The organism is Acinetobacter sp. IK23, assembly GCF_035615275.1.
Taxonomy (GTDB): Bacteria; Pseudomonadota; Gammaproteobacteria; order Pseudomonadales; family Moraxellaceae; genus Acinetobacter; species Acinetobacter seifertii.
This window is the reverse complement of the sequence record NZ_JANBNX010000003.1, coordinates 78,040-98,069: the sequence shown is the minus strand read 5'-3', so window position 1 is coordinate 98,069 and position 20,030 is coordinate 78,040. Positions and strand designations below refer to the sequence as shown.

Below are 20,030 nucleotides of genomic sequence, written 5' to 3'. Positions count from 1 at the left end.
AATACAAATGTGATTTTTAAATAATCTTAATTAAATCTAAATATACATTTGTGAAAAAACAAGAAGAAAAATCATTATATTTTTTTGAATGTTATTTTTTTAATCTAATTATTGGTGATATTTTTAATGACATTTTTTAAAATATAACATTTGGTAAATAATTAACTTTATTATTGCAAGAGGTTTTTTATTTTTTATAATTTATTGATTGTGATTTTTTATCATTTGGTAAAATATAAAAAATATATGGAGGTAAACATCCGAAACCTTGTTTTATGGCATGTGAAATATTAAAATCATTATATTTATCATATACTTAATTTTGTATATTAAAATTATTTAGAAATTTTTGGTTATACTGTGACAAATTTTTAAGCATCAAATGTCATATTTAATAGTTTTTAATTAATTAATTTAAATTTTATAAATGAAATATTAATTAGATTGAATAAATAGTTGAGTAGTATTTAACCTTGGAGATATAGCTATAGTTTTGTATAATAAATCGACGAATTGGCCTTATCTTCTTTTTTTAATTAAATTTGTTGTTTGAAATTTTGATTAAATTAAAATTTTATGTTTATTTTTAAATCAGGAAATTTTCTTAATATTTTAGTTTTTATTAAATGGGGGAATTTTATATTGAGAGTTTTTAAATATAAGATGATGGGTTTATTTTTAAATTACTCAAGAAGTTTTGGGTTTTTATTGACCATACTATTCTAATTCTACAAGGCAGTAATATAGCAGAGCGGATATTGAGTGTTAGGGCAAATCCTCAATTCCTGTAAGAGTCAGTACAAAATATGAATTTTTATCTTAAATAAGTGTCTCAATAAATATGATGTAATGGTTACGCTATGCCGTTTTCCTTGATAAACAGATGAGTCAAGGAAAGTTTTCCAAAGCCAGAGTACGCGTGCATACACGATTTTTTATGGAAAAGCTGAATTGAAGAAAAGGGGGGGATAGGACGCGTTTTGCTTAAAAGATCAGCATTAATAAAAGCTTTTGTCACATTTTTTCAGTATATTGCTATTAATTTCTTTATTTATAAATTCTAAGTTTGTATGGAACAGGACCAAGCACGCATACCTAAATATATTCCTATTCGCGATGCGATTGCCCATGATATTGAATCTGGTGTATTAGAAGCCCACGCAAAACTCCCATCAGAAAGAGTGCTGTCTGAACAGTTCCAAACTACTCGTGTGGCTGCACGTGAAGCTTTACTGGCTTTGGAAACTGATGGCTTGATTTATCGCTTGGACCGCCGTGGTTGGTATGTTCGTTCTCCTCGTATTATTTACCACCCGCAATCGACAAAAAATTTTAATCAGTTTGTGATTGAACAGGGCTATGAACCTTCGACCGAAGTGATTTCGAGTGAGCTTACACAAGCCACTTCTTGGGATGCCAAGCATTTAAAAGTTGAAAAAGGGCATCCGATTTATTCAGTTTGGCGACGTCGTTGTATTAATGGACGACCTGTTTTGGTTGAGCATTTACGTGTTAACACCGAGTTTTTCCCTGAGTTTTTAACTCATGATCTTAAGCAATCCATTACTTTACTGATGGCAAATCAATATAACTGCCATATCACCAGAGCTGATATTAACCTCTATCCAACCGCTTTATCGGAACAGCAGGCCAAAGCACTGCATGTGAATGTTGGGGCGCTTGGTCTATATATTTGTCGTAGCAACAGAAATGAACAAGGCGTAATCACCGATGTTGACCAAGAATATTGGCTACACGATGTTTTAGATTTGCACTTCGAAGCGCGAGCATAAAAATACAATCTGGTTTAAACCAGATTAATTAAACTGTCATATAAAGCTGTTGAAATACGATCATCAAATAATTGCATTCGATGGTTTGCAGATGAAACAGTACGTTCAACAGACAATTAAACTTGGCACTGCATCAGTTTTAGGTGTGGTGGTCGCTATTCAAATGGGATGTTCATCAGCAACATCAAAACAATCAGAAGAAATTACAGTCTATACGGCAGTGGAAGCCGATCAGCTTAAGCAATACCAAGAAGAATTACACAAAGCCTATCCAGAACTCAAAGTAAAATGGGTACGTGATTCAACAGGGGTGATCACCGCTAAACTTTTGGCAGAGCAGAAAAATCCTCAAGCGGATGTGGTTTTTGGTGTGGCTTTAACCAGTTTGCTGGTCATGGAAAAGAAAGACATGCTTGAGCCTTTTAAACCTGAAGGCATTCAAAATTTAAAACCAGAATTTGTCAGCCAAAAAACTGTACCGACTTGGACGGGTATGGACGCATGGGAATCTGCAATTTGTGTTAATAAAGTCGAATTAGAAAAACGTAAGCTACCGATTCCAAAAACTTGGAAAGATTTAACCAACCCGATTTATAAAAACTTAATTGTGATGCCAAATCCAGCCTCAAGTGGTACAGGTTATTTTGATGTCACAGCTTGGATGCAAATTTGGGGTGAAAAGCAGGCATGGGACTATATGCAGGCTTTAAATAAAAACATTTCACAATATCCTCACTCTGGTTCAAAACCTTGCAAGATGGCGGCACAAGGTGAAATTCCAATTGGTGTTTCTTTTGGTTATCCAGCATTTAAATTAAAAGCCGAGGGTGCACCTTTAGAAGTGGTTTATCCAACTGAAGGTTTAGGCTGGGAAATGGAAGCTTCAGCGATTGTGAAAGGAACGAAGAAGCTAAGTACTGCACAGAAATTTATAAACTGGTCGGTAAGCAAAGCGGCAAATGAAGCCTATGCACACAACTTTTCAATGGTGGCCTATAAAGGCATTGAAAATACGACGGTGAGCTTCCCGAAAAACCTTCCTCAAATGCTCGTAAAAAATGATTTTTATTGGGCGGCCGAGCAGCGTGAACGTATTTTGGCTGAATGGTCAAAGCGTTTTGAAAAGTGATCTTTTAGATAAAGGCCTCATTATGCAAATTCCTTCGTCATTGCAATCATCGCTGCTAGGTCAAAACCAGAAAGGTGATTTAGCAGGGCATTTACTGTCGTCATTAACGACCTATAAATATCCTGAACATGGTCCGTCGGTTTTAGAAGTGGTGGATATACAAAAAAAGTTCCAACACTTTCAGGCCATAACGCATATTAATTTAGACCTGAAAGCTGGCGAGTTCGTGAGCTTTTTAGGGCCTTCAGGGTGCGGTAAAACCACTTTACTACGCATCATTGCGGGTCTAGAAAAACCTGATTATGGAAAGGTTATAAAAAAGGGCGTAGACATTACGTTGCTTAGTGCTGAAAAGCGTCACTGTGGCATTGTGTTTCAGAACTATGCGTTATTTCCAAACTTAAACGTCGAAGAAAATATTGCTTTCGGCTTAGAGAAAAAAAAGTGGGATAAGGCGCAGCGTAGCCAACGAGTTCAGCAGTTATTAGAACTGATTGAATTACCAGATATTGCAAAAAAATATCCAAACCAATTGTCGGGTGGGCAGCAGCAACGTGTTGCGCTTGCTCGTGCAATTGCACCAAAGCCTGATATTTTACTGCTTGATGAACCATTGTCTGCACTTGATGCTCAGGTACGTCTAAAATTAAGACAAAAGATTCGCTCAATTCAATCACAGCTTAATTTGCCAACCATTATGGTCACGCACGATCAAGAAGAAGCGTTAAGCATTTCTGACCGTGTGGTTGTCATGAATCATGGCGTCATTGAGCAGATTGATACACCGCACAATATTTACTACAAGCCACAAACCCAATTCGTTGCCAAGTTTATTGGCACCATGAACTTTTTAAGAGCCACTTGTTCGATAGTTAATCAGCTCGAGGTTCTAGGTTTTATTCCTCTAAATTTGGAACAGCAAAAACTTAAAGCAGGGCAAAGCTACAACATTGGTTTTAGACCCGAAGCTGTCGAATTGGTTGATGATTTTGGTAGTGATAAAGAGTCGTTGTATTTGCCAGTCAAAGTATTAAGCACAGAATTTTTAGGTGCCAAACGTCGTTTGTTTTGCACTATTCATATCGATGGAATTGAGCAAGCAAAACACCTGTTGCAAATTGAAATTGAAAATACCAAGTTCAAATCTTTGCAAGAACTGATGTTTATAAAAGTGCCTAATCAGCTCATTCATGTCTTTGACGAACAAGGGTACGCACTATGTTAAATGAAGCTGCATCAGCGGTTTTAAAAACACAGCCGCGTCGAAAAACTGAATTTTCATTAAGATCAAATATTGCTTTAGCAAGCGTTGCAATTGCTTTGACTTTAGTGATTGTTGCTCCTTTAATCATGCTGTTTGAAACTGCATTTTTTGATGAAAATCAAAATTTTGTTGGTCTTGAGAATTTTTATCATTATTTTGGCAGTCCCGCTTTACTCAGCTCTGTATTTAACTCAGTGTGGGTTGCTTGTACTGCTACTGTCATTACAGTATTTCTTGCCAGTATTTATGCTTTTGCACTTACCAACGTCAATATGAAAGGCAAAGGCTTCTTTAAAGTGGTCGCTTTTTTACCCATTTTAGCGCCGTCACTTTTACCTTCTTTGGCATTGGTTTATTTGTTTGGTAAGCAAGGTGTGTTTAAACCTTTACTGGGCGATATACAAATTTATGGCCCAATCGGTATTTTAATCAGTTACTGTTTTTGGCTATTTCCAGCAATTTTAATGTTAATGATGGTGTCTTTTCGAAGTGTCGATCAGCGTTTAATTGAGGCGTCTTTGTCACTGGGTAAAAATATCTGGAAGACACATTACCACGTCACATTACCTGCAATTCGCTATGGACTCATCAGCGCAAGTCTAGTGGCTTTTATTTATGTATTAACCGATTTCGGAATTCCGAAAGTCATTGGCGGTTCATTTAACATGATGGCGCTTGATGTCTATAAACAGATTATTGGTCAGCAAAACATGAGCATGGGTGCGGTAATTTCCATCTTATTGTTGTTACCAGCAGTTTTTGTATTCATTTTCGATCGTATTCAAAGCAAACGCCATGCACGTTTTCAAGCTTTTCAGGCTAAACCTTATATCTCAACATCGAACAAAAAACTTGAAGTCGTTCTGAGCTTATTTTGTGGTTTAGTTTCAGGTTCGATTTTACTGATTATCTTAACGGCTGTGCTGGCGTCATTCATTCAGTCTTGGCCTTATGATTTGTCTTTGACCTTGGCACATTACAGTTTTGAATATGTCGATGGCGGTGGTTGGACTGCATACTTCAACTCGGTTCGCATGGCACTCTTTAGTACGGTTTTTGGAACGGCACTTATTTTTATGGTGGCACTGTTAACCGAACGTTTTAAAGCACATCCACTGATTAAAAATTATGTGCAAGCTTTAGTTTTATTACCTCTTGCTGTACCGGGGCTAGTTCTAGGTATTGCCTACATTTTGTTTTTTAACCAGCAAAGCAACCCGTTAAATGTGCTGTATGGAACCATGACCATTTTGGTGATTTCAACCATCGTGCATTATTACACCGTGCCACATCTTACTTTAACCAATGCCATTAAACAGATTCCGCTACAACTCGATCAGGCAGCACAAACACTAGGAACATCGAAGTGGAAAACTTTTTGGAAAGTGTATTTGCCTATGTGCTTTCCAGCGCTATGCGATGTGTCGGTCTATGTTTTTGTCAATGCCATGACCACTGTGTCGGCTGCCATTTTCCTCTATTCACCAGACACAAGTTTAGCTGCGGTGGCGGTTTTAAATATGGATGATGCGGGAGACACGGTTGCTGCTGTTGCGATGAGTATTCTCATTTTAACGACCTCATGTGTTGTAAAACTCATTCACTGGTTATTTACCAGAAAGATTATGGCAAGAAGTCAGCAATGGCGTGAAAGCACTCACTAAGTTTTAGCTAAACACAATTTTTATTTAACCGACTGAAATGAAAATGCTTTGTTCAACAAGGCAAGGGTTTATTCATCCTAAATTTCGCAAATTGGAAGTCTTATGAATAACGCACAGTTTGATTTAATTGTTGTAGGAGCCGGTATTTTAGGTTTGTCCGCGGCCATACAAGCGCAAGAACAAGGCTTAAAAGTTTGTATGTTCGAGAAAAATGCCAAACCTGTGGGCGCAACTCGTCGTAATTTCGGCATGGTTGGAACATCAACCTTAACCCATCCTGAACAGCAGTGGCGAAAATACGCTCTTGAAACGCGTTCTTTTTATCAGCGTATCCAGGCTGAAACCGATATTTCGTTTGCTCAACGCCAAGGTATTTATCTCGCAAACACTGCACTTGAATGGCAGGTTTTAAAAGAATTTGCTGAGCGTGCAAATCATTACCAAATTCCAGTTCATTTGCTAAAGCATGATGAACTGGTCACCCAATTTTCTTATTTAAATCCCGAACAGCAGTTTCAAGGCGGCTTGGTTTTTGAAGAAGATTATTCGGTCGAACCACATGTGATTGGGCAGCGACTGTTGGCATATGCCGAAAGTAAAGGCGTAAAGATTTATACCAATGCTTGTGTTGTTCAAACTCAATATCAACATAGAAGCTGTCACGTTCGTTTAGCAAATGGCGAGGTATATCAGGCAAATAAAGTTTTGATCTGTCACGGTGAAATCATCGATGTTTTATATCCAGATCTATTACAAAGTTTAAATCTGAAACGTTGTGGCTTACAAATGGCCCTGACTCAACGGTTTCGCCAAAACTTAAATGCTTCTCTTTATTCGGGCTTATCCATTTCACGTTATCCAGCTTTTGAAATTTGTCCAAGTCATGCAGAGCTAATTAAAGCGTCACAACAAGGCTTCATTAAAGAATTCGGTATTCATATTCTGATTAAACAAAACGAATTTGGTGAACTGATCGTGGGCGATAGTCACGAATACCATCCGATTAATGAAGCGCCTCAGTTCGAGCAGCGTGAAGAGATTAATGAGTTTATTCAAGCTTACTGCTACGAAAAACTAGGGCTGACTTTACCTCCAATTCAAAAACGTTGGAATGGTTATTACCTGACCCATGAACATGAGTTGGCCTGTGTCACTGAAGCCGAAAAAAATATCTTTCTGGTGAGTGCGATTGCTGGCAAAGGCATGACTACAGGGGCTGGATTTATGAAAGAAATATTAGAACAAAATATTTACTAGTTTGTCATCTGGTTTAAACCAGATTGGTGTATATTGAAATGAACGCAAAAGAAATGAGTAACATTATGAACATGCAACCCCAACTTGATATGGATTTAGAGAACAAGTATTTGCTTCTTACTCCAGGGCCATTATCAACTTCTGCGACAGTCCGCCGTGCCATGCAAAAAGACTGGTGTACTTGGGATCAAGAGTATAATTCGCTTGTACAAGATATCCGCTCTCGTCTAGTCAACTTAGCAACTAGCCAATCTGAAAAATATACGGCTGTGTTGATGCAAGGCAGTGGAAGTTTTGCTGTGGAGTCTGTGCTTGGGTCAGCTATTCCGCGTGATGGCAAAATCTTGATCATTAATAACGGTGCATACGGTGCACGTATGGTGCAAATGGCGCGTTGCTTAAATATTGAAGTTGTAGAACTGAACTATTTAGAAACCCAAACACCAGATTTACAAGAGATTGAGCGCGTTTTACAAGATAAAACCATTAGCCATGTTGCGTGTGTGCACTGTGAGACCACCACAGGAATTTTAAACCCGATTCAAGACATTGGCCGTTTGGTGAAAGCAGCAGGAAAAATCTGGATTGTGGATGCCATGAGTTCATTTGGCGGTGTGCCAATGGATATGGCTGAGCTTGAAATTGATTTCCTGATTTCAAGTGCGAATAAATGTATTCAAGGTGTTCCGGGCTTTGGTTTCATTTTGGCGAAACGGGATTGCCTAGAAGCGTGTAAAGGTTTGGCACGTTCGGTTAGCCTCGATTTATATGACCAGTGGAACACAATGGAGCAACATAATGGTAAATGGCGCTTTACCTCGCCAACCCATGTGGTACGTGCATTCTATCAAGCATTGCTTGAGCTTGAGGCAGAGGGCGGAGTAGCTGCACGTTATCAACGTTATTTACAAAACCAGCAAACCTTATCTCAAGGTATGCAACAGCTTGGTTTTGAGTTGGTACTCGGTAAAGAGTGTCCACAATCACCAATTATCACCACATTCCTTTATCCGACAGTTGAAACATTTAGCTTTCAGACCTTTTACGAAACCTTGAAAAAATCAGGTTATGTAATTTATCCGGGTAAAGTCACTGACCTTAACTGCTTCCGTATTGGCAATATTGGCGAAGTTTATATTCAAGACATTGAAGGACTTCTTGCTGCAATTGCGAGTTATTGCAAAAACCACCTAAATCAAGCTGTAACAGCATAGTTTTTATTAAAATATTTGAATTAAAGGAAATACACCATGACGACCAACAATACACAAATTCAGGCTGTGGTTTTTGACTGGGCAGGTACAACTGTAGATTTTGGCTCACGGGCACCAATTTTGGCTTTTATGGCGTTATTTAAAGACAATAAAGTTGAAATTACGATTGAAGAAGCGCGTGCGCCAATGGGCTTAGAAAAACGTGATCATATTGCAGCAGTTTTAAAAATGCCGCGTGTAGCAGCGGCATGGCAGGAAGTATATGGGAAGCCTGCAACTGAAGCCGATATCGACCGTTTATATAAGGACTTTATTCCTTATCAGTTAAACTCTATTCCAACATGCTCTGCTTTAATACCGGGTGCATTGGCGACTTTTGAAAATATTAAAAAGCGTGGCGCAAAAATTGGCAGCAACACAGGTTATGCATCCATGATGATTGGTCGTTTGGTTAAAGATGCTGCCGATCAGGGCTATCGACCAGACTGTATCGTTACGGCAAGTGATGTGAAATATGGCCGTCCATATCCTGAAATGTTATGGAAAAACTTAATTCAACTCGACGTATCCGACATTAAAACTGTTGTAAAAGTAGACGATACCGTGGTGGGCATTGATGAAGGTTTAAATGCCGGATGCTGGACAGTAGGACTTGCAGTTAGCGGTAACGAAGTCGGTTTAAGCTTTGAGGAGTGGAGTGCATTATCGGCTGGTGAACAGATTGTACTAAAAGATAAGGCATACCAAAAAATGAATGCGTCGGGCGCTCACTATGTGATTGATAGTGTCGCTGACTTACCAAATGTACTTGATGATATTGAACGCCGTTTGGGGCAGGGGGAACGTCCTTAAACAAATAATTTTGTAAAAAAAACCTGCTATAAAGCGGGTTTTTTTATAAGTTGAAATACCTGTATTGGTGAAATTTAAAAGAAGAATATGTACATTATGAAGTCTTTTATAATTATTTATGAACTTCATAATGTATTTTTTAGGTACTAATGAATCTTCTGGAGTATCTAATAAAATCTTAGGAATTAGTTTTAGTACTCACTATTTTAATAGGTTGATTTTAATGGTTTAGCCAGACAGGTTTTCTCGCCCTATAGTTAAAATTGCAATGGTTAAGAATAGAAGTGATGGAACATAATCAAACCATGATGCTTTTTGTATGATAGATTTTAATTTGTGAGCCATTACACCTACAGTCATATTTACACAGATCCCACCAAAGTTAAATACTAAGCCATATAATAGGAAATATAGCCAAGCTGGATGAGAATCCGAAGATATAAATTGTGGTAATAAGCTAATAAAGAAGAGGCCAATCTTTGGATTAGACAAGTTAATTAACATACCTTTGCTAAATGAATAACGAGCTGATTCTGTAGAGTTTTGTGAAGGAACATTCGAGCTTTCTATTGATTTACGTTTGGGCCAAGCTACATAAGCTAGATATAGTAAATATAAAGCGCCAGTGAATTGAAGAATTTTATATAACAGAGGAATTTGTTGAAATATAAACATTAATCCAAATGCTGATAACAATACATAGAAAAATACGCCAAATTCAACTCCTGCTGCTGCTTTTAGTCCCGCTTTTATTCCATATTTTAATGATTGATTCATTACATAAAACATAGCAGGGCCTGGTGCTAAATTAATCACTAGCGCCGTTAGAACAAAAGATAAAAAACTATAATTCATTACTTCTTATTTCCATCAAGGTGTTTTTTAGAGTGCAGATTTGGAAATGGTTTATAATGCTTTAAAATATAATTTATTTCTATATGTTTTTGATTGATTAATTGGTGTGTAGATTTTGAGTGGTTATGGAATTTTATTTTATTGTTGATACTAATTTAAATTTATCTTAACTTTATTTTAAATAATATTAATAAATTTAAATATTTTAAATTGAGAATAATAAAATAGTGGAATAAGTAATATCTAGCATTTTGCAAAATTAGCTATAACAGAAAAACGATTCCAAATTTGAATTTGTTCAGTAAGTTCTGTTGATTACTATTTATAGTAAAAAAATTATGCCAAATTTTTCTACAATTACGAGGTGAAATCAACAAGTGAAATTTTACCTAGTGATTAAATTTGTAATTTTAGACTCATCAGTTTTTGGTAGGAAAAACCAGTTGAGCCAAATAAATAGAGGGTTAACATAAGCATTAAAACGTGAATTTTCATCAAATATTGATGTTGGACAAGGACTAAGGAAAGAAAATCATGAATGCTTATTATCAATTACTGAATAGAACAATTGGTCCTCAAGGTGAAGTGATTGCTCATTATTGCTCAACTATCCATGCACAAGGGGCTTGGAACCCTCATGAACAGCACATGGCACCTGCAAGTGGTGTCATCGCAGCTGAGTTAGAGCAATTTTCACCTCGACAAGATATGCGAATTGGTCGAATTAGTTTTGATATTTTTGGATTGATTGCATTTGGTGAATTTACGATTAAGACACATGTGATTCGTGCCGGTAAAACGATTGAATTGATTGAAGCTGAAATGCAAGCACAAGGTAAAACCTGTATTGTGGCTAGAGCATGGCGCATGTGTACTCAAAACAGTTCCGAGATTGCGGGGCTTGAAGATCAACCAATTCATCATCCCGATACTTTTACCGAATGGACAGGTATGAAAAGATGGCCGGGTGGTTTTATCCAGACACTCGTCACTAAAACGGATGATCAGCATCGCGCAGGTAAAGGCATTGTTTGGCTCAATAATGATAAAGAAATGGTTGAAGGGCAGCCGACGACAGATTTTGCCCATTTGATTGGCATGATAGATACAGCAAACGGGATTGTACCAAGACAAGAAGGCGAATTTACTTGGGGGTTTCCAAATCTTGATTTACAGATTCACATGCACCGTTATCCGCAAGGTAAATGGTTGGGGCTGGAAACCGTTCAGCAATATGGCTCAGATGGTATTGGTTTAACCAGTGCTGTTTTACATGATGTGTATGGTCCATTTGGACGAAGCGAGCAGATTTTAACTTTACGTAAAATGACTAAGTAAATTTTAAGTCAATAAAAAGTCATCCCTAAGGATGACTTTTTTATTTTCAGATTTAAATTCTAAGCAATTTCTTAGCTACGAACTTTAATGAGTGTTGGTGTAAGTTCATCCCAACGCTGTTTTGCAGCATCCATTGCTTTCATTTTGATGTGCCCATAACCACGAACTTCTGCTGGTAATTTTGCAATTTGTTCAGCAACTGCCAAGTTATGATTATCTGGTGCTTCAACAAGTGATTCAACAAATGCGATGTAACGATCACGCCATGCTTGTTCATGTTGACGCTCTTCTTGACGTGCAAATGGGTCAAGGAAAGTTTCACGAAGCCATTGTAAGCGAGCGAGCATCATCATTGGGAAGCGCATCCAGTAACCAAACGCACGTTTACGAACATTTTTCAGACCACCGAGTAAAGCTGGTGGAGCAAGGTGATACGTTAAACGTAAGCCTTTACCGAACTGGGTTTCAATCGATTCTTTGAAGCTCTTACCTGTTAAAAGACGTGCAACTTCATATTCATCTTTATAAGCCATAACTCTATAAAGCTGAGTTGCTATCATACCTGTTAATTCTTCAGGTAACTTTTTAGCTGCTAGTTCGACAAGTGTGCGGTATTTAGCTGCGTAAGCTTCATTCCAATAGTCTGTTAGACGAGCAGAACGGTCTTCAACAAGTTCAGCTAAAGTTTGCGGAGTTTTGGTCTTTGGCATTGCCGCAACTAAACGTGCAGCTAAAGTTGGGTCACTTGCAAGATGACAACCCACACGGAAAGCTTCGAGGTTCTTTTCAACAGCAGTACCATTCAAACGAATTGCTTTTTCAATGCTTTCACGTAATAGCGGAATACGACCAGATTGCCATGCCATACCGAGTAATAACTGGTTGGTATAAATTGAATCACCTAACAGTTGTGTTGCAATACGAGCTGCTGGCAAAGAAACCAGTTGACCTTGACGAACACGACCACGGAGGCGATCAATTAAATCGCTAATAGGTGCATACCAGTCACGAGATTTAATAAACTCAGAAGTAGGAGTACTGTCTTCATTCACAATAACCAAAGCATCATCTTTTAAGCGAGATAGAGCAGCGCTACCACCAGCCACTACCGCATCTGCACCAATCAATAATTCACATTTGCCTGCCGGAATTTTGGTAGAAGAAATTTGCTCATCACTTGCTGCAAGTTGAACGTATGAATAAACCGTACCACCTTTTTGCGCAAGTCCAGCCATGTCCATTACACGTGTTGCTTTACCTTCTAGGTGAGCTGCCATACCAAGCAGTGCACCAATAGTCACAACACCTGTACCACCAATACCACCGACCATAATACGACTTGGAACGTCATATAACTGAGGAATAACTGGTGATGTTGGCCAGCCTGCACCAATACCTTCAAATTTAGCCGGTCGTTTCATGTCGCGTGTATGAACAGTCACAAAACTAGGGCAGAACCCTTCAGCACAAGTGAAGTCTTTGTTACAGCTACTTTGGTTAATTTGACGTTTAGTACCCAATGCTGTTTCTACTGGCTCAATAGATAAGCAGTTTGATTTTTTCGAACAGTCGCCACAACCTTCGCAAATATCACTATTAATGTATAAACGCTCAGCTGGGTCAGGGTAGGCATCACGTTTACGGCGACGGCGTTTTTCACTGGCGCAGGTTTGTACATAAATTAAAGCGGTGACACCTGTAACTTCACGAAGCTCGCGTTGAACTGTATCGAGTTCATTACGGTGGCGAATTTCGACACCCGGTGCAATGCCGTCTTCTTCGTTTAATAGTTTAACTTCATCAGTTACGATGACTTGTTTTTTAATACCTTCAGCAGCAAGCTGACGAGTTAACTGCGCAACGCTCAAATGACCATCTACATGCTGACCACCTGTCATAGCGACCGCATCGTTGTAGAGGATTTTATAGGTAATATTAGTTTTTGCAGCGATAGACTGACGGATTGCTAAGTAACCAGAGTGGAAGTAAGTTCCGTCACCAAGGTTCGCAAAAATATGTTTTTCATTGGTAAATGGTGATGCACCCACCCAACTTACACCTTCACCGCCCATTTGAGAGAACGTTTCAGTACCGCGGTCAAGTGAAACGGCAATATAGTGACAACCGATACCGCCTAATGCACGACTACCTTCAGGGACGACTGTTGATGAGTTATGTGGGCAACCGCTACAGAAATACGGTTTACGTTCAGCAAGATCAATAACACGTTTTGATTCTTGCTCTGCTTTTAGCAGTAAATCGATTCTGCTTTGAATTTGTGTTTTTAAGCTTTCTGGAATATCGAGTTTTAAGAAGCGAGCAGCCAGCATTTTTGCAATAGGTTCAGGCTGGTACTCATAGTGACCAATGAGCGGCGCTTCTTCAATAGAAGTACTCCATTCGCCTTTGCCGTCAGGTGCTTTACCAATCACATGTGGGCGTTTGCCATCAGGCAGTGAGTACAGCTCATCTTTAATTTGTGTTTCAATAATTGGACGTTTTTCTTCAATAACGATCAGTTCTTGTAAACCTTCAGCAAACTCGCGAACGCCTTGAGGTTCTAACGGCCAAATCAAACCAACTTGATAAACACGTAGCCCAAGCTGCTGAGCAGTTTCATCTTCAATACCTAAAATACGTAAGGCTTCAATCGTATCTAAATAACCTTTACCACTTGCGGCAATACCAATACGGGCATTTTCACAAGGCCATGTAACAGTATTGATTTTGTTCGCGCGGGCATAGGCCAAAACCGCAGGTAAGCGATATTTATAAAGACGTTCTTCTTGTTGGATACCATGATCTGGCCAACGAATATTGACGCCTCCTTCTGGGAAATTGACATCTTCTGGTATAACTGGAGTGACACGGTCTAAGTCGACATGAACAGATGCAGAAGTTTCTACGATTTCACTGACGAGCTTCATTGAAGACCAAAGGCCAGAAAAACGTGAAACTGCAATGGCGTGAACACCAAAGTCTAAAATTTGTTGAACGGATGTTGGATAGAAAATTGGAATACCGCAACCAATCATGACATGTTCAGACTGGTGAGGGATTGTAGAAGATTTACATGAGTGGTCATCACCAAATAAAGCAACGACACCACCACGTTCAGAGGTACCAGCTAAGTTAGCATGGCGGAGTACATCGCCTGAACGGTCAACACCCGGGCCTTTACCATACCACCATGAAGACACTCCATCATATTTGCCTTGGCCTGAAAGATTAACTTGTTGGGTACCCCAAATAGCGGTAGCAGCCAAGTCTTCGTTTACACCAGGTTGAAATACAACATTATGGGATTTAAGTAATCCTTGAACTTGCCAAAGGAAACTATCATAGTTACCAACAGGAGAACCGCGATAACCAGAAATAAAACCAGCAGTATGATAACCATTCATCGCGTCACGGCGAGTTTGGGCAAGAGGCAACCGAACAAGTGCCTGAATGCCGGTCATATATGCTGTACCGTTATCACTTACATATTTATCTTCAAGTGACACATCCTTTGTTGTAATAATATTTGGAGTGACTTTTGTAGCTATATTCATTTATATCTCCTTAGAATTTTTAGTAGCTCGGACTACTTTCTTTTTTCAACATCCAGTTGAATATTTGGAGCAAGTGACATACGAAATAAAAAAAGATCGGTTCCTCTTCTTAAAAAGAATTAGTGCCAATGTATGTACATTTAGTCATTGTGGTTGAACTAAACTGGTGCAACAATCCGTAATTTAGGAAAACATATTTACGTTATGCGCAAAAATCTCGATGGTGGACTATTGCATGCAATGCATGCATTCCTGAAAGTGATTGATAGCGGGAGTTTCACAGCAGCAGCTGAGCAGATGGATCTGACCACAGCACAGGTTTCACGTCTTATCAGCGAGCTAGAAACACGCTTAGGTACAAAATTAATACAACGCTCAACGCGCCAGCAGGCACTGACCGATATTGGTGCGACTTATGCAGAGCGCTGTCGCCAAGTCATTTCAATGGTGGATGAAGCAGAATCAGAAGTAACAGGAACGGCATCTAAACCGAAAGGACGTTTGCGGGTATTAAGCATGGGAAGCTTTGGGCATCATTATGTTTTTCCAGTGATGGCCGAATTTTGTAAGCATTATCCTGAACTAACCGTGGAATATACGACCTCACAATACGTTCCAGACTTGTTGGCAAAAGGGGTCGATGTCAGCCTGTATCTGACCGAATCCTTAACAGACTCTCGGTTTGTTGCACGCAGAATTGGCACTATTTTTTCTGTTTTATGTGCTTCACCAGCGTATCTAGAAAAACATGGTATGCCAAAGTCCCCAGAAGACTTAAAAAATCATGCCTGTTTACGCTTGGTAAACCCGTCTATTACACCAGATTGGCATTTATTAAATGCTAATGGTGAGTTTTACCAAATTGATACTGGCGGGCAACTCATTGCAGATAATCCTGAATTATTGTTAGATGTGGTGCAGCAGAATATGGGCATCGCATTATTGCCGATGTTTTCGGCTTTAGATGCAGTTCAAAATGGAAGATTATGTCATATCTTGCCAGAGTGGCGTTCACCTGATATCGGGGTTTATACCTTATTGCCTTCACGCCATTTTATTGATGCGAAAACGCGTGCATGGCTAGATTGGGTGGAAGAACATATTTCTCCAAGAATTGAAATGGATGCTTCTTATTTTTATAAATAATGAGATAAATTTTTAAGGACTACAATTGAAAAAGGATGAAGAATAATAAGGATTTAGAATAAAAATAGGGTAGAGAATGCTTCTGTTGAGAGAGGCATTTGATACAGAGATAAATGATAAATTTTAAAAAAATTGCATGAGGGATTTAGTCCCAATTCCTGAACGAAATGAGATAAAGATTAGACGTGATAATCTGGTATTCGGCCTAATATTAAGCCTTATACCAGATGCTGAGCTATTTTAATTTATGACTATGCACACTTAGTCTGCCAATAAGCATTTGCATAATTTGACAAGCTTTTTCGGTTTAATACATTGCTAATATTTTGGCTGGCTTGCATCAGTTTTTCTAAGTCGATGCCAGTTTCAAAACCCATGTGTGACAGCAAATAAAACAGATCTTCGGTCGATACATTGCCAGAAGCACCTTTGGCATAAGGGCAACCGCCAAGTCCTGCAAGAGACGAATCAAAAACACGAATGCCTTGCTGTAAAGACTGATAAATATTGGCAATCGCCATGCCATAGGTATTGTGGAAATGCCCAGCCAAAACCTTGCTGTCAAGTTCAGCGAGGCAGGCTTGCCAAACCTTTTGAACGCGATCTGGTGTTGCGGTACCAATAGTTTCACCTAAAGACACTTCATAGCAGCCCATGTCATAGAGTCGTTTAACAACTTTTACGACTTGCTCAGGGGCAATTGCGCCTTCATATGGACAATCGACAATACAGGAGACATAACCACGCACACGGATGTTATGTGTTTTTGCTGCACTCATGACATCGCTAAATTTTTCAAAGCTTTCGTCGATTGAGCAGTTAATATTTTTACGGGTAAAGCTTTCAGAAGCTGCGGTAAATACCGCAACCTCTTTGCATCCTACTGCTTGAGCTGTCTCAAAACCTTTGATATTGGGGGTGAGCAGGCTAAATTGCACATCGGTTGTTTGGGGTAATTGCTTAAATAGCTCGTCACTTTGAGCCATTTGCGGCACCCATTTTGCTGAAACACATGAACCGACTTCAATCGATTTCAGACCTGTATTAATCAGGTCATTAATGAAGTTTAAGCGTTGTTCGACGGTTAAAGCCTGTTTTTCGTTTTGCAGGCCATCTCTGGGACCGACCTCCACGATTTTGACAAACTCACTCATGCAACTTCCTCCTGTGCAGGCTGAAATTCCACAAGCTCATCGCCAGCTTTGACCTGATCACCGACTTGGAAATAGGAGTCTACAATTAAGCCGTCTTTAGGCGCACGAATGGTATATTCCATTTTCATGGCTTCAAGCGTCATTAAAATATCGTCTTTCTTCACGCTATGATTTGCGCTTACTAACACTTGAGTGACCACACCCGGCATAGGTGCTTTTAGGTGGCCTTCATCGGCTTGGCTATCTGTTTGATTAAAATCTTGGCGAATATAAGCAAACTTATAGCTTTGTCCATTTTGGAATAAGGTAATGCCTTGCTGACTTTGGTTAAAAGACAGTTTTTGCTTAGTCCCAGCAATTTGAACAGAGGCAGTATGTGCATCAATCAATTGACCTGAAATCGGGTAGCTTTGACCGTTATATTCTGCGGTGAAGCCATCTTCATGTGAGGCAAATTTGATTTGGATATTTTGGTTTAAATAGTTCAGTTTAATACTGTGCTGATAAGCAATATTTAAACGCCACAATGGTTGAGCCTGCCAAAGCTGTTTTTGGCTTGAGCTGTTGTTATTAAGTTTACTTAGAAACTCAATAAATGCCGCTGCCACCACCAGTTCTGGTTTGATCTCTTCAGGGCTAAACAAGAAGTTTTGTTCACGTTGAATCAGGTTGGTATCAAGCTTGGCTTGTTTAAACGATTCGCTACGAACAATTTTTTCAAGAAAGGCAATGTTGTTGCCTAAACCATCGACATGGAATTGGCTTAAAGCATTTTGCATTTGAATAAGCGCAGCTTCACGGTTTTTACCCCATACAATCAGTTTGGCAATCATTGGATCGTAATAGGTCGTGATTTCATCGCCTTCAACAATACCGCTGTCTACACGCACATATTGGTTTTGAGTTGGGTAGCGCAAATAGTCAATTTTACCGATTGCAGGTAAAAAGCCTTTTTCAGGTTCTTCTGCGTAGATCCGTGCTTCAAGCGCATGTCCATGAATCTGCAATTCGTTTTGTAGTTTAGGCAAAGGTTCGCCATAAGCCACACGAAGTTGCCATTCGACCAAGTCTTCACCTGTAATCATTTCAGTAACAGGGTGTTCGACTTGTAGACGGGTATTCATTTCCATGAAATACGCTGTACCGTCTTGTTCTACAATAAACTCAACCGTACCAGCACCGACATAATTTACGGCACGTGCAGCATCAATTGCAGCTTGGCGCATTGCATCGAGCTTCTCGCTTGGCATTTGTGGAGCAGGGGCTTCTTCTAGCACTTTTTGATGGCGACGCTGCACAGAACAGTCGCGTTCAAACAAATGTACATAGTTGCCATGTGTGTCACCAAACACTTGAACTTCAATATGGCGTGGTTGAATCACATAACGCTCAATTAAGACATCATCATTACCAAAGCTCGATTTGGCTTCACGCTTACAAGAAGCTAAGGCATGCAGAAAATCTTCACTGCGTTCCACTAGACTCATGCCTTTACCACCGCCGCCCGCGCTGGCTTTAATTAAAACAGGATAGCCAATTTGGTCTGCCTGTTGCTTTAAAAAGTCGGCATCTTGGTTGGTTCCGTGATAACCCGGTGTTAAAGGGACACCAGCTTTTTCCATTAAAGCTTTAGAAGTCGCTTTTAAACCCATCGCTAAAATGGCATCCACTGGTGGACCAATAAAGCAGATGTTGTGTTGTTGGCAAGCGAGTGCAAACTGATCATTTTCTGAAAGGAAGCCGTAGCCAGGGTGAACCGCTTGGCTACCTGTATCAATCGCTGCTTGAATAATGCGGTCAGCTTGTAAATAACTTTGAGTTGCAGGGGACTGACCAATATAAATCGCTTCATCTGCAAGTTTGACATGTTGTGCATTTGCATCTGCATCTGAGTAAACGGCAACCGTTCTAATACCTAATTTTTTAGCTGTACGAATTACACGGCAAGCAATTTCGCCACGGTTCGCAATTAAAATCTTTTCAAACATGATGATCGTCCTTAATTGTTGTTATTCGAGTTAGAAACCCAAGCAGGCTGTTGTTTATTTAAAAAGGCACTCAGACCTTCTTTTGCTTCGCTGCCTTGACGAACTTGAGCAATATGATGTGCTGTCTGTTGCAGCAAGTCATTACTCATGGTCTGGTTGCTCACCATTTGAATGAGTTGTTTTGAGGCCGCTTGAGCATGCGGGCCACCGAGTAATAGAGCATCAATAATTTCTTGAACTTTTTTATCTAAGTCTTCGGCATCTGCTACTTCGTGTGCTAAACCAATGTGTTTGGCTTCACGTGCTGAAATTCGCTCGGCAGTTAAGAAGTACCGAGAAGCTTGTCTTGCACCAATTGCACGAATTACATAAGGACTAATGGTAGATGGAGCAAGTCCTAAACGAACCTCAGATGTTGCAAACTTGGCATCCGTGCTGGCAATGCAAATATCACACGCTGACGCTAAACCCATTCCGCCACCAAAGGCAATGCCATGTACACGAGCAATGGTCGGTTGCTTAAGTGTTGCAAGTGCATCAAGCATTTGTGCAAGTTTTAATGCATCTGCTTCATTTTCTGCTGAAGATGCTTGACCTGCCTGTTTCATCCAATTGAGGTCGGCACCTGCCGAAAAGCTTTTGCCGCGACCAGCTAAAACCACAACACGAATGTCATCACGGGTATTGATTTGTTTAAAGCAGGCATGTAGTTCTTCAATGACTGTCGTATTAAAAGCATTGTGTAATTCAGGGCGGTTCAGCCAAACATAGGCAACCTGACCTTGTTGTTCGAGTTGTAAAAACTGATAGCTCATATACACC

The 20,030-nt window shown here is 39.5% G+C and carries 14 protein-coding genes; 9 read left to right on the top strand and 5 right to left on the bottom strand.

The annotated features are described in order from the left end of the window. Positions 1 to 1,070 precede the first annotated feature (1,070 nt). The 7 genes from MSG95_RS03590 (at position 1,071) to phnX (ending at position 9,173) form a co-directional block, all read left to right on the top strand. Entirely contained in the window at positions 1,071 to 1,793 is a 723-nt protein-coding gene (locus tag MSG95_RS03590; RefSeq protein WP_000434320.1) for a UTRA domain-containing protein, read from the top strand. Between the two features lie 91 nt (positions 1,794 to 1,884). After that, positions 1,885 to 2,922 (top strand): putative 2-aminoethylphosphonate ABC transporter substrate-binding protein, encoded by a 1,038-nt coding sequence (locus MSG95_RS03585; RefSeq protein WP_000816401.1) that lies wholly within the window; start codon positions 1,885 to 1,887, stop codon positions 2,920 to 2,922. A 22-nt stretch (positions 2,923 to 2,944) separates the two neighbouring features. Beyond that, positions 2,945 to 4,147 carry an ABC transporter ATP-binding protein gene (locus tag MSG95_RS03580; RefSeq protein ID WP_002126673.1) on the top strand — a complete coding sequence of 401 codons (1,203 nt, stop codon included), beginning with the start codon at positions 2,945 to 2,947 and terminating at the stop codon, positions 4,145 to 4,147. After that, positions 4,141 to 5,850 carry a putative 2-aminoethylphosphonate ABC transporter permease subunit gene (locus MSG95_RS03575; protein WP_000930928.1) on the top strand — a complete coding sequence of 570 codons (1,710 nt, stop codon included), beginning with the start codon at positions 4,141 to 4,143 and terminating at the stop codon, positions 5,848 to 5,850. The genes MSG95_RS03580 and MSG95_RS03575 overlap by 7 nt, the downstream gene beginning before the upstream one ends. Before the next feature lie 102 nt (positions 5,851 to 5,952). Beyond that, positions 5,953 to 7,107: a TIGR03364 family FAD-dependent oxidoreductase gene (locus MSG95_RS03570; RefSeq protein WP_001057866.1), complete on the top strand. Its 1,155-nt coding sequence runs from the start codon at positions 5,953 to 5,955 to the stop codon at positions 7,105 to 7,107. 26 nt (positions 7,108 to 7,133) lie between these two features. Beyond that, positions 7,134 to 8,321 carry a 2-aminoethylphosphonate--pyruvate transaminase gene (phnW, locus tag MSG95_RS03565; protein ID WP_077165869.1) on the top strand — a complete coding sequence of 396 codons (1,188 nt, stop codon included), beginning with the start codon at positions 7,134 to 7,136 and terminating at the stop codon, positions 8,319 to 8,321. Between the two features lie 36 nt (positions 8,322 to 8,357). Further along, positions 8,358 to 9,173 carry a phosphonoacetaldehyde hydrolase gene (gene phnX / locus MSG95_RS03560; protein ID WP_077165868.1) on the top strand — a complete coding sequence of 272 codons (816 nt, stop codon included), beginning with the start codon at positions 8,358 to 8,360 and terminating at the stop codon, positions 9,171 to 9,173. A gap of 228 nt (positions 9,174 to 9,401) precedes the next feature. On the opposite strand, the gene MSG95_RS03555 is transcribed toward phnX, so the two are convergent. Then, positions 9,402 to 10,028, bottom strand: a complete 627-nt coding sequence (locus MSG95_RS03555) for a LysE family translocator (RefSeq protein WP_077165867.1) — start codon at positions 10,026 to 10,028, stop codon at positions 9,402 to 9,404. A 534-nt stretch (positions 10,029 to 10,562) separates the two neighbouring features. Here MSG95_RS03555 and MSG95_RS03550 point away from each other — a divergent pair. Further along, the gene (locus MSG95_RS03550; RefSeq protein ID WP_077165866.1) at positions 10,563 to 11,366 is read left to right on the top strand and encodes a thioesterase family protein; all 804 of its coding nucleotides are present in this window, start codon (positions 10,563 to 10,565) and stop codon (positions 11,364 to 11,366) included. A gap of 71 nt (positions 11,367 to 11,437) precedes the next feature. Here the strand turns inward: MSG95_RS03550 and MSG95_RS03545 are convergent, their stop codons facing one another. Continuing rightward, positions 11,438 to 14,920 carry an indolepyruvate ferredoxin oxidoreductase family protein gene (locus tag MSG95_RS03545; protein WP_324644954.1) on the bottom strand — a complete coding sequence of 1,161 codons (3,483 nt, stop codon included), beginning with the start codon at positions 14,918 to 14,920 and terminating at the stop codon, positions 11,438 to 11,440. A gap of 204 nt (positions 14,921 to 15,124) precedes the next feature. Here MSG95_RS03545 and MSG95_RS03540 point away from each other — a divergent pair, with 204 nt between their 5' ends. Then, positions 15,125 to 16,066 carry a LysR family transcriptional regulator gene (locus MSG95_RS03540; RefSeq protein WP_077165864.1) on the top strand — a complete coding sequence of 314 codons (942 nt, stop codon included), beginning with the start codon at positions 15,125 to 15,127 and terminating at the stop codon, positions 16,064 to 16,066. A gap of 251 nt (positions 16,067 to 16,317) precedes the next feature. On the opposite strand, the gene MSG95_RS03535 is transcribed toward MSG95_RS03540, so the two are convergent. The 3 genes from MSG95_RS03535 to MSG95_RS03525 are packed head-to-tail and all read right to left on the bottom strand — an operon-like array spanning position 16,318 to position 20,023. Beyond that, entirely contained in the window at positions 16,318 to 17,220 is a 903-nt protein-coding gene (locus tag MSG95_RS03535) for a hydroxymethylglutaryl-CoA lyase (protein ID WP_077165863.1), read from the bottom strand. Beyond that, a complete protein-coding gene (locus MSG95_RS03530; RefSeq protein WP_077165862.1) occupies positions 17,217 to 19,208 on the bottom strand; it encodes an acetyl/propionyl/methylcrotonyl-CoA carboxylase subunit alpha in 1,992 nt (663 codons plus the stop codon). The genes MSG95_RS03535 and MSG95_RS03530 overlap by 4 nt, the downstream gene beginning before the upstream one ends. 11 nt (positions 19,209 to 19,219) lie before the next feature. Next, positions 19,220 to 20,023, bottom strand: a complete 804-nt coding sequence (locus tag MSG95_RS03525) for an enoyl-CoA hydratase/isomerase family protein (protein ID WP_077165861.1) — start codon at positions 20,021 to 20,023, stop codon at positions 19,220 to 19,222. Positions 20,024 to 20,030: the final 7 nt, after the last annotated feature.

Bases quoted from the DNA above. Each gene is read 5' to 3' on its own strand.
- MSG95_RS03545 (WP_324644954.1), bottom strand. From the start codon at position 14,920: ATGAATATAGCTACAAAAGTCACTCCAAATATTATTACAACAAAGGAT.
- MSG95_RS03580 (WP_002126673.1), top strand. From the start codon at position 2,945: ATGCAAATTCCTTCGTCATTGCAATCATCGCTGCTAGGTCAAAACCAG.
- MSG95_RS03575 (WP_000930928.1), top strand. From the start codon at position 4,141: ATGTTAAATGAAGCTGCATCAGCGGTTTTAAAAACACAGCCGCGTCGA.
- MSG95_RS03530 (WP_077165862.1), bottom strand. From the start codon at position 19,208: ATGTTTGAAAAGATTTTAATTGCGAACCGTGGCGAAATTGCTTGCCGT.
- MSG95_RS03585 (WP_000816401.1), top strand. From the start codon at position 1,885: ATGAAACAGTACGTTCAACAGACAATTAAACTTGGCACTGCATCAGTT.
- MSG95_RS03525 (WP_077165861.1), bottom strand. From the start codon at position 20,023: ATGAGCTATCAGTTTTTACAACTCGAACAACAAGGTCAGGTTGCCTAT.
- MSG95_RS03550 (WP_077165866.1), top strand. From the start codon at position 10,563: ATGAATGCTTATTATCAATTACTGAATAGAACAATTGGTCCTCAAGGT.
- MSG95_RS03555 (WP_077165867.1), bottom strand. From the start codon at position 10,028: ATGAATTATAGTTTTTTATCTTTTGTTCTAACGGCGCTAGTGATTAAT.
- MSG95_RS03570 (WP_001057866.1), top strand. From the start codon at position 5,953: ATGAATAACGCACAGTTTGATTTAATTGTTGTAGGAGCCGGTATTTTA.
- phnX (WP_077165868.1), top strand. From the start codon at position 8,358: ATGACGACCAACAATACACAAATTCAGGCTGTGGTTTTTGACTGGGCA.
- MSG95_RS03590 (WP_000434320.1), top strand. From the start codon at position 1,071: ATGGAACAGGACCAAGCACGCATACCTAAATATATTCCTATTCGCGAT.
- MSG95_RS03535 (WP_077165863.1), bottom strand. From the start codon at position 17,220: ATGAGTGAGTTTGTCAAAATCGTGGAGGTCGGTCCCAGAGATGGCCTG.
- MSG95_RS03540 (WP_077165864.1), top strand. From the start codon at position 15,125: ATGCGCAAAAATCTCGATGGTGGACTATTGCATGCAATGCATGCATTC.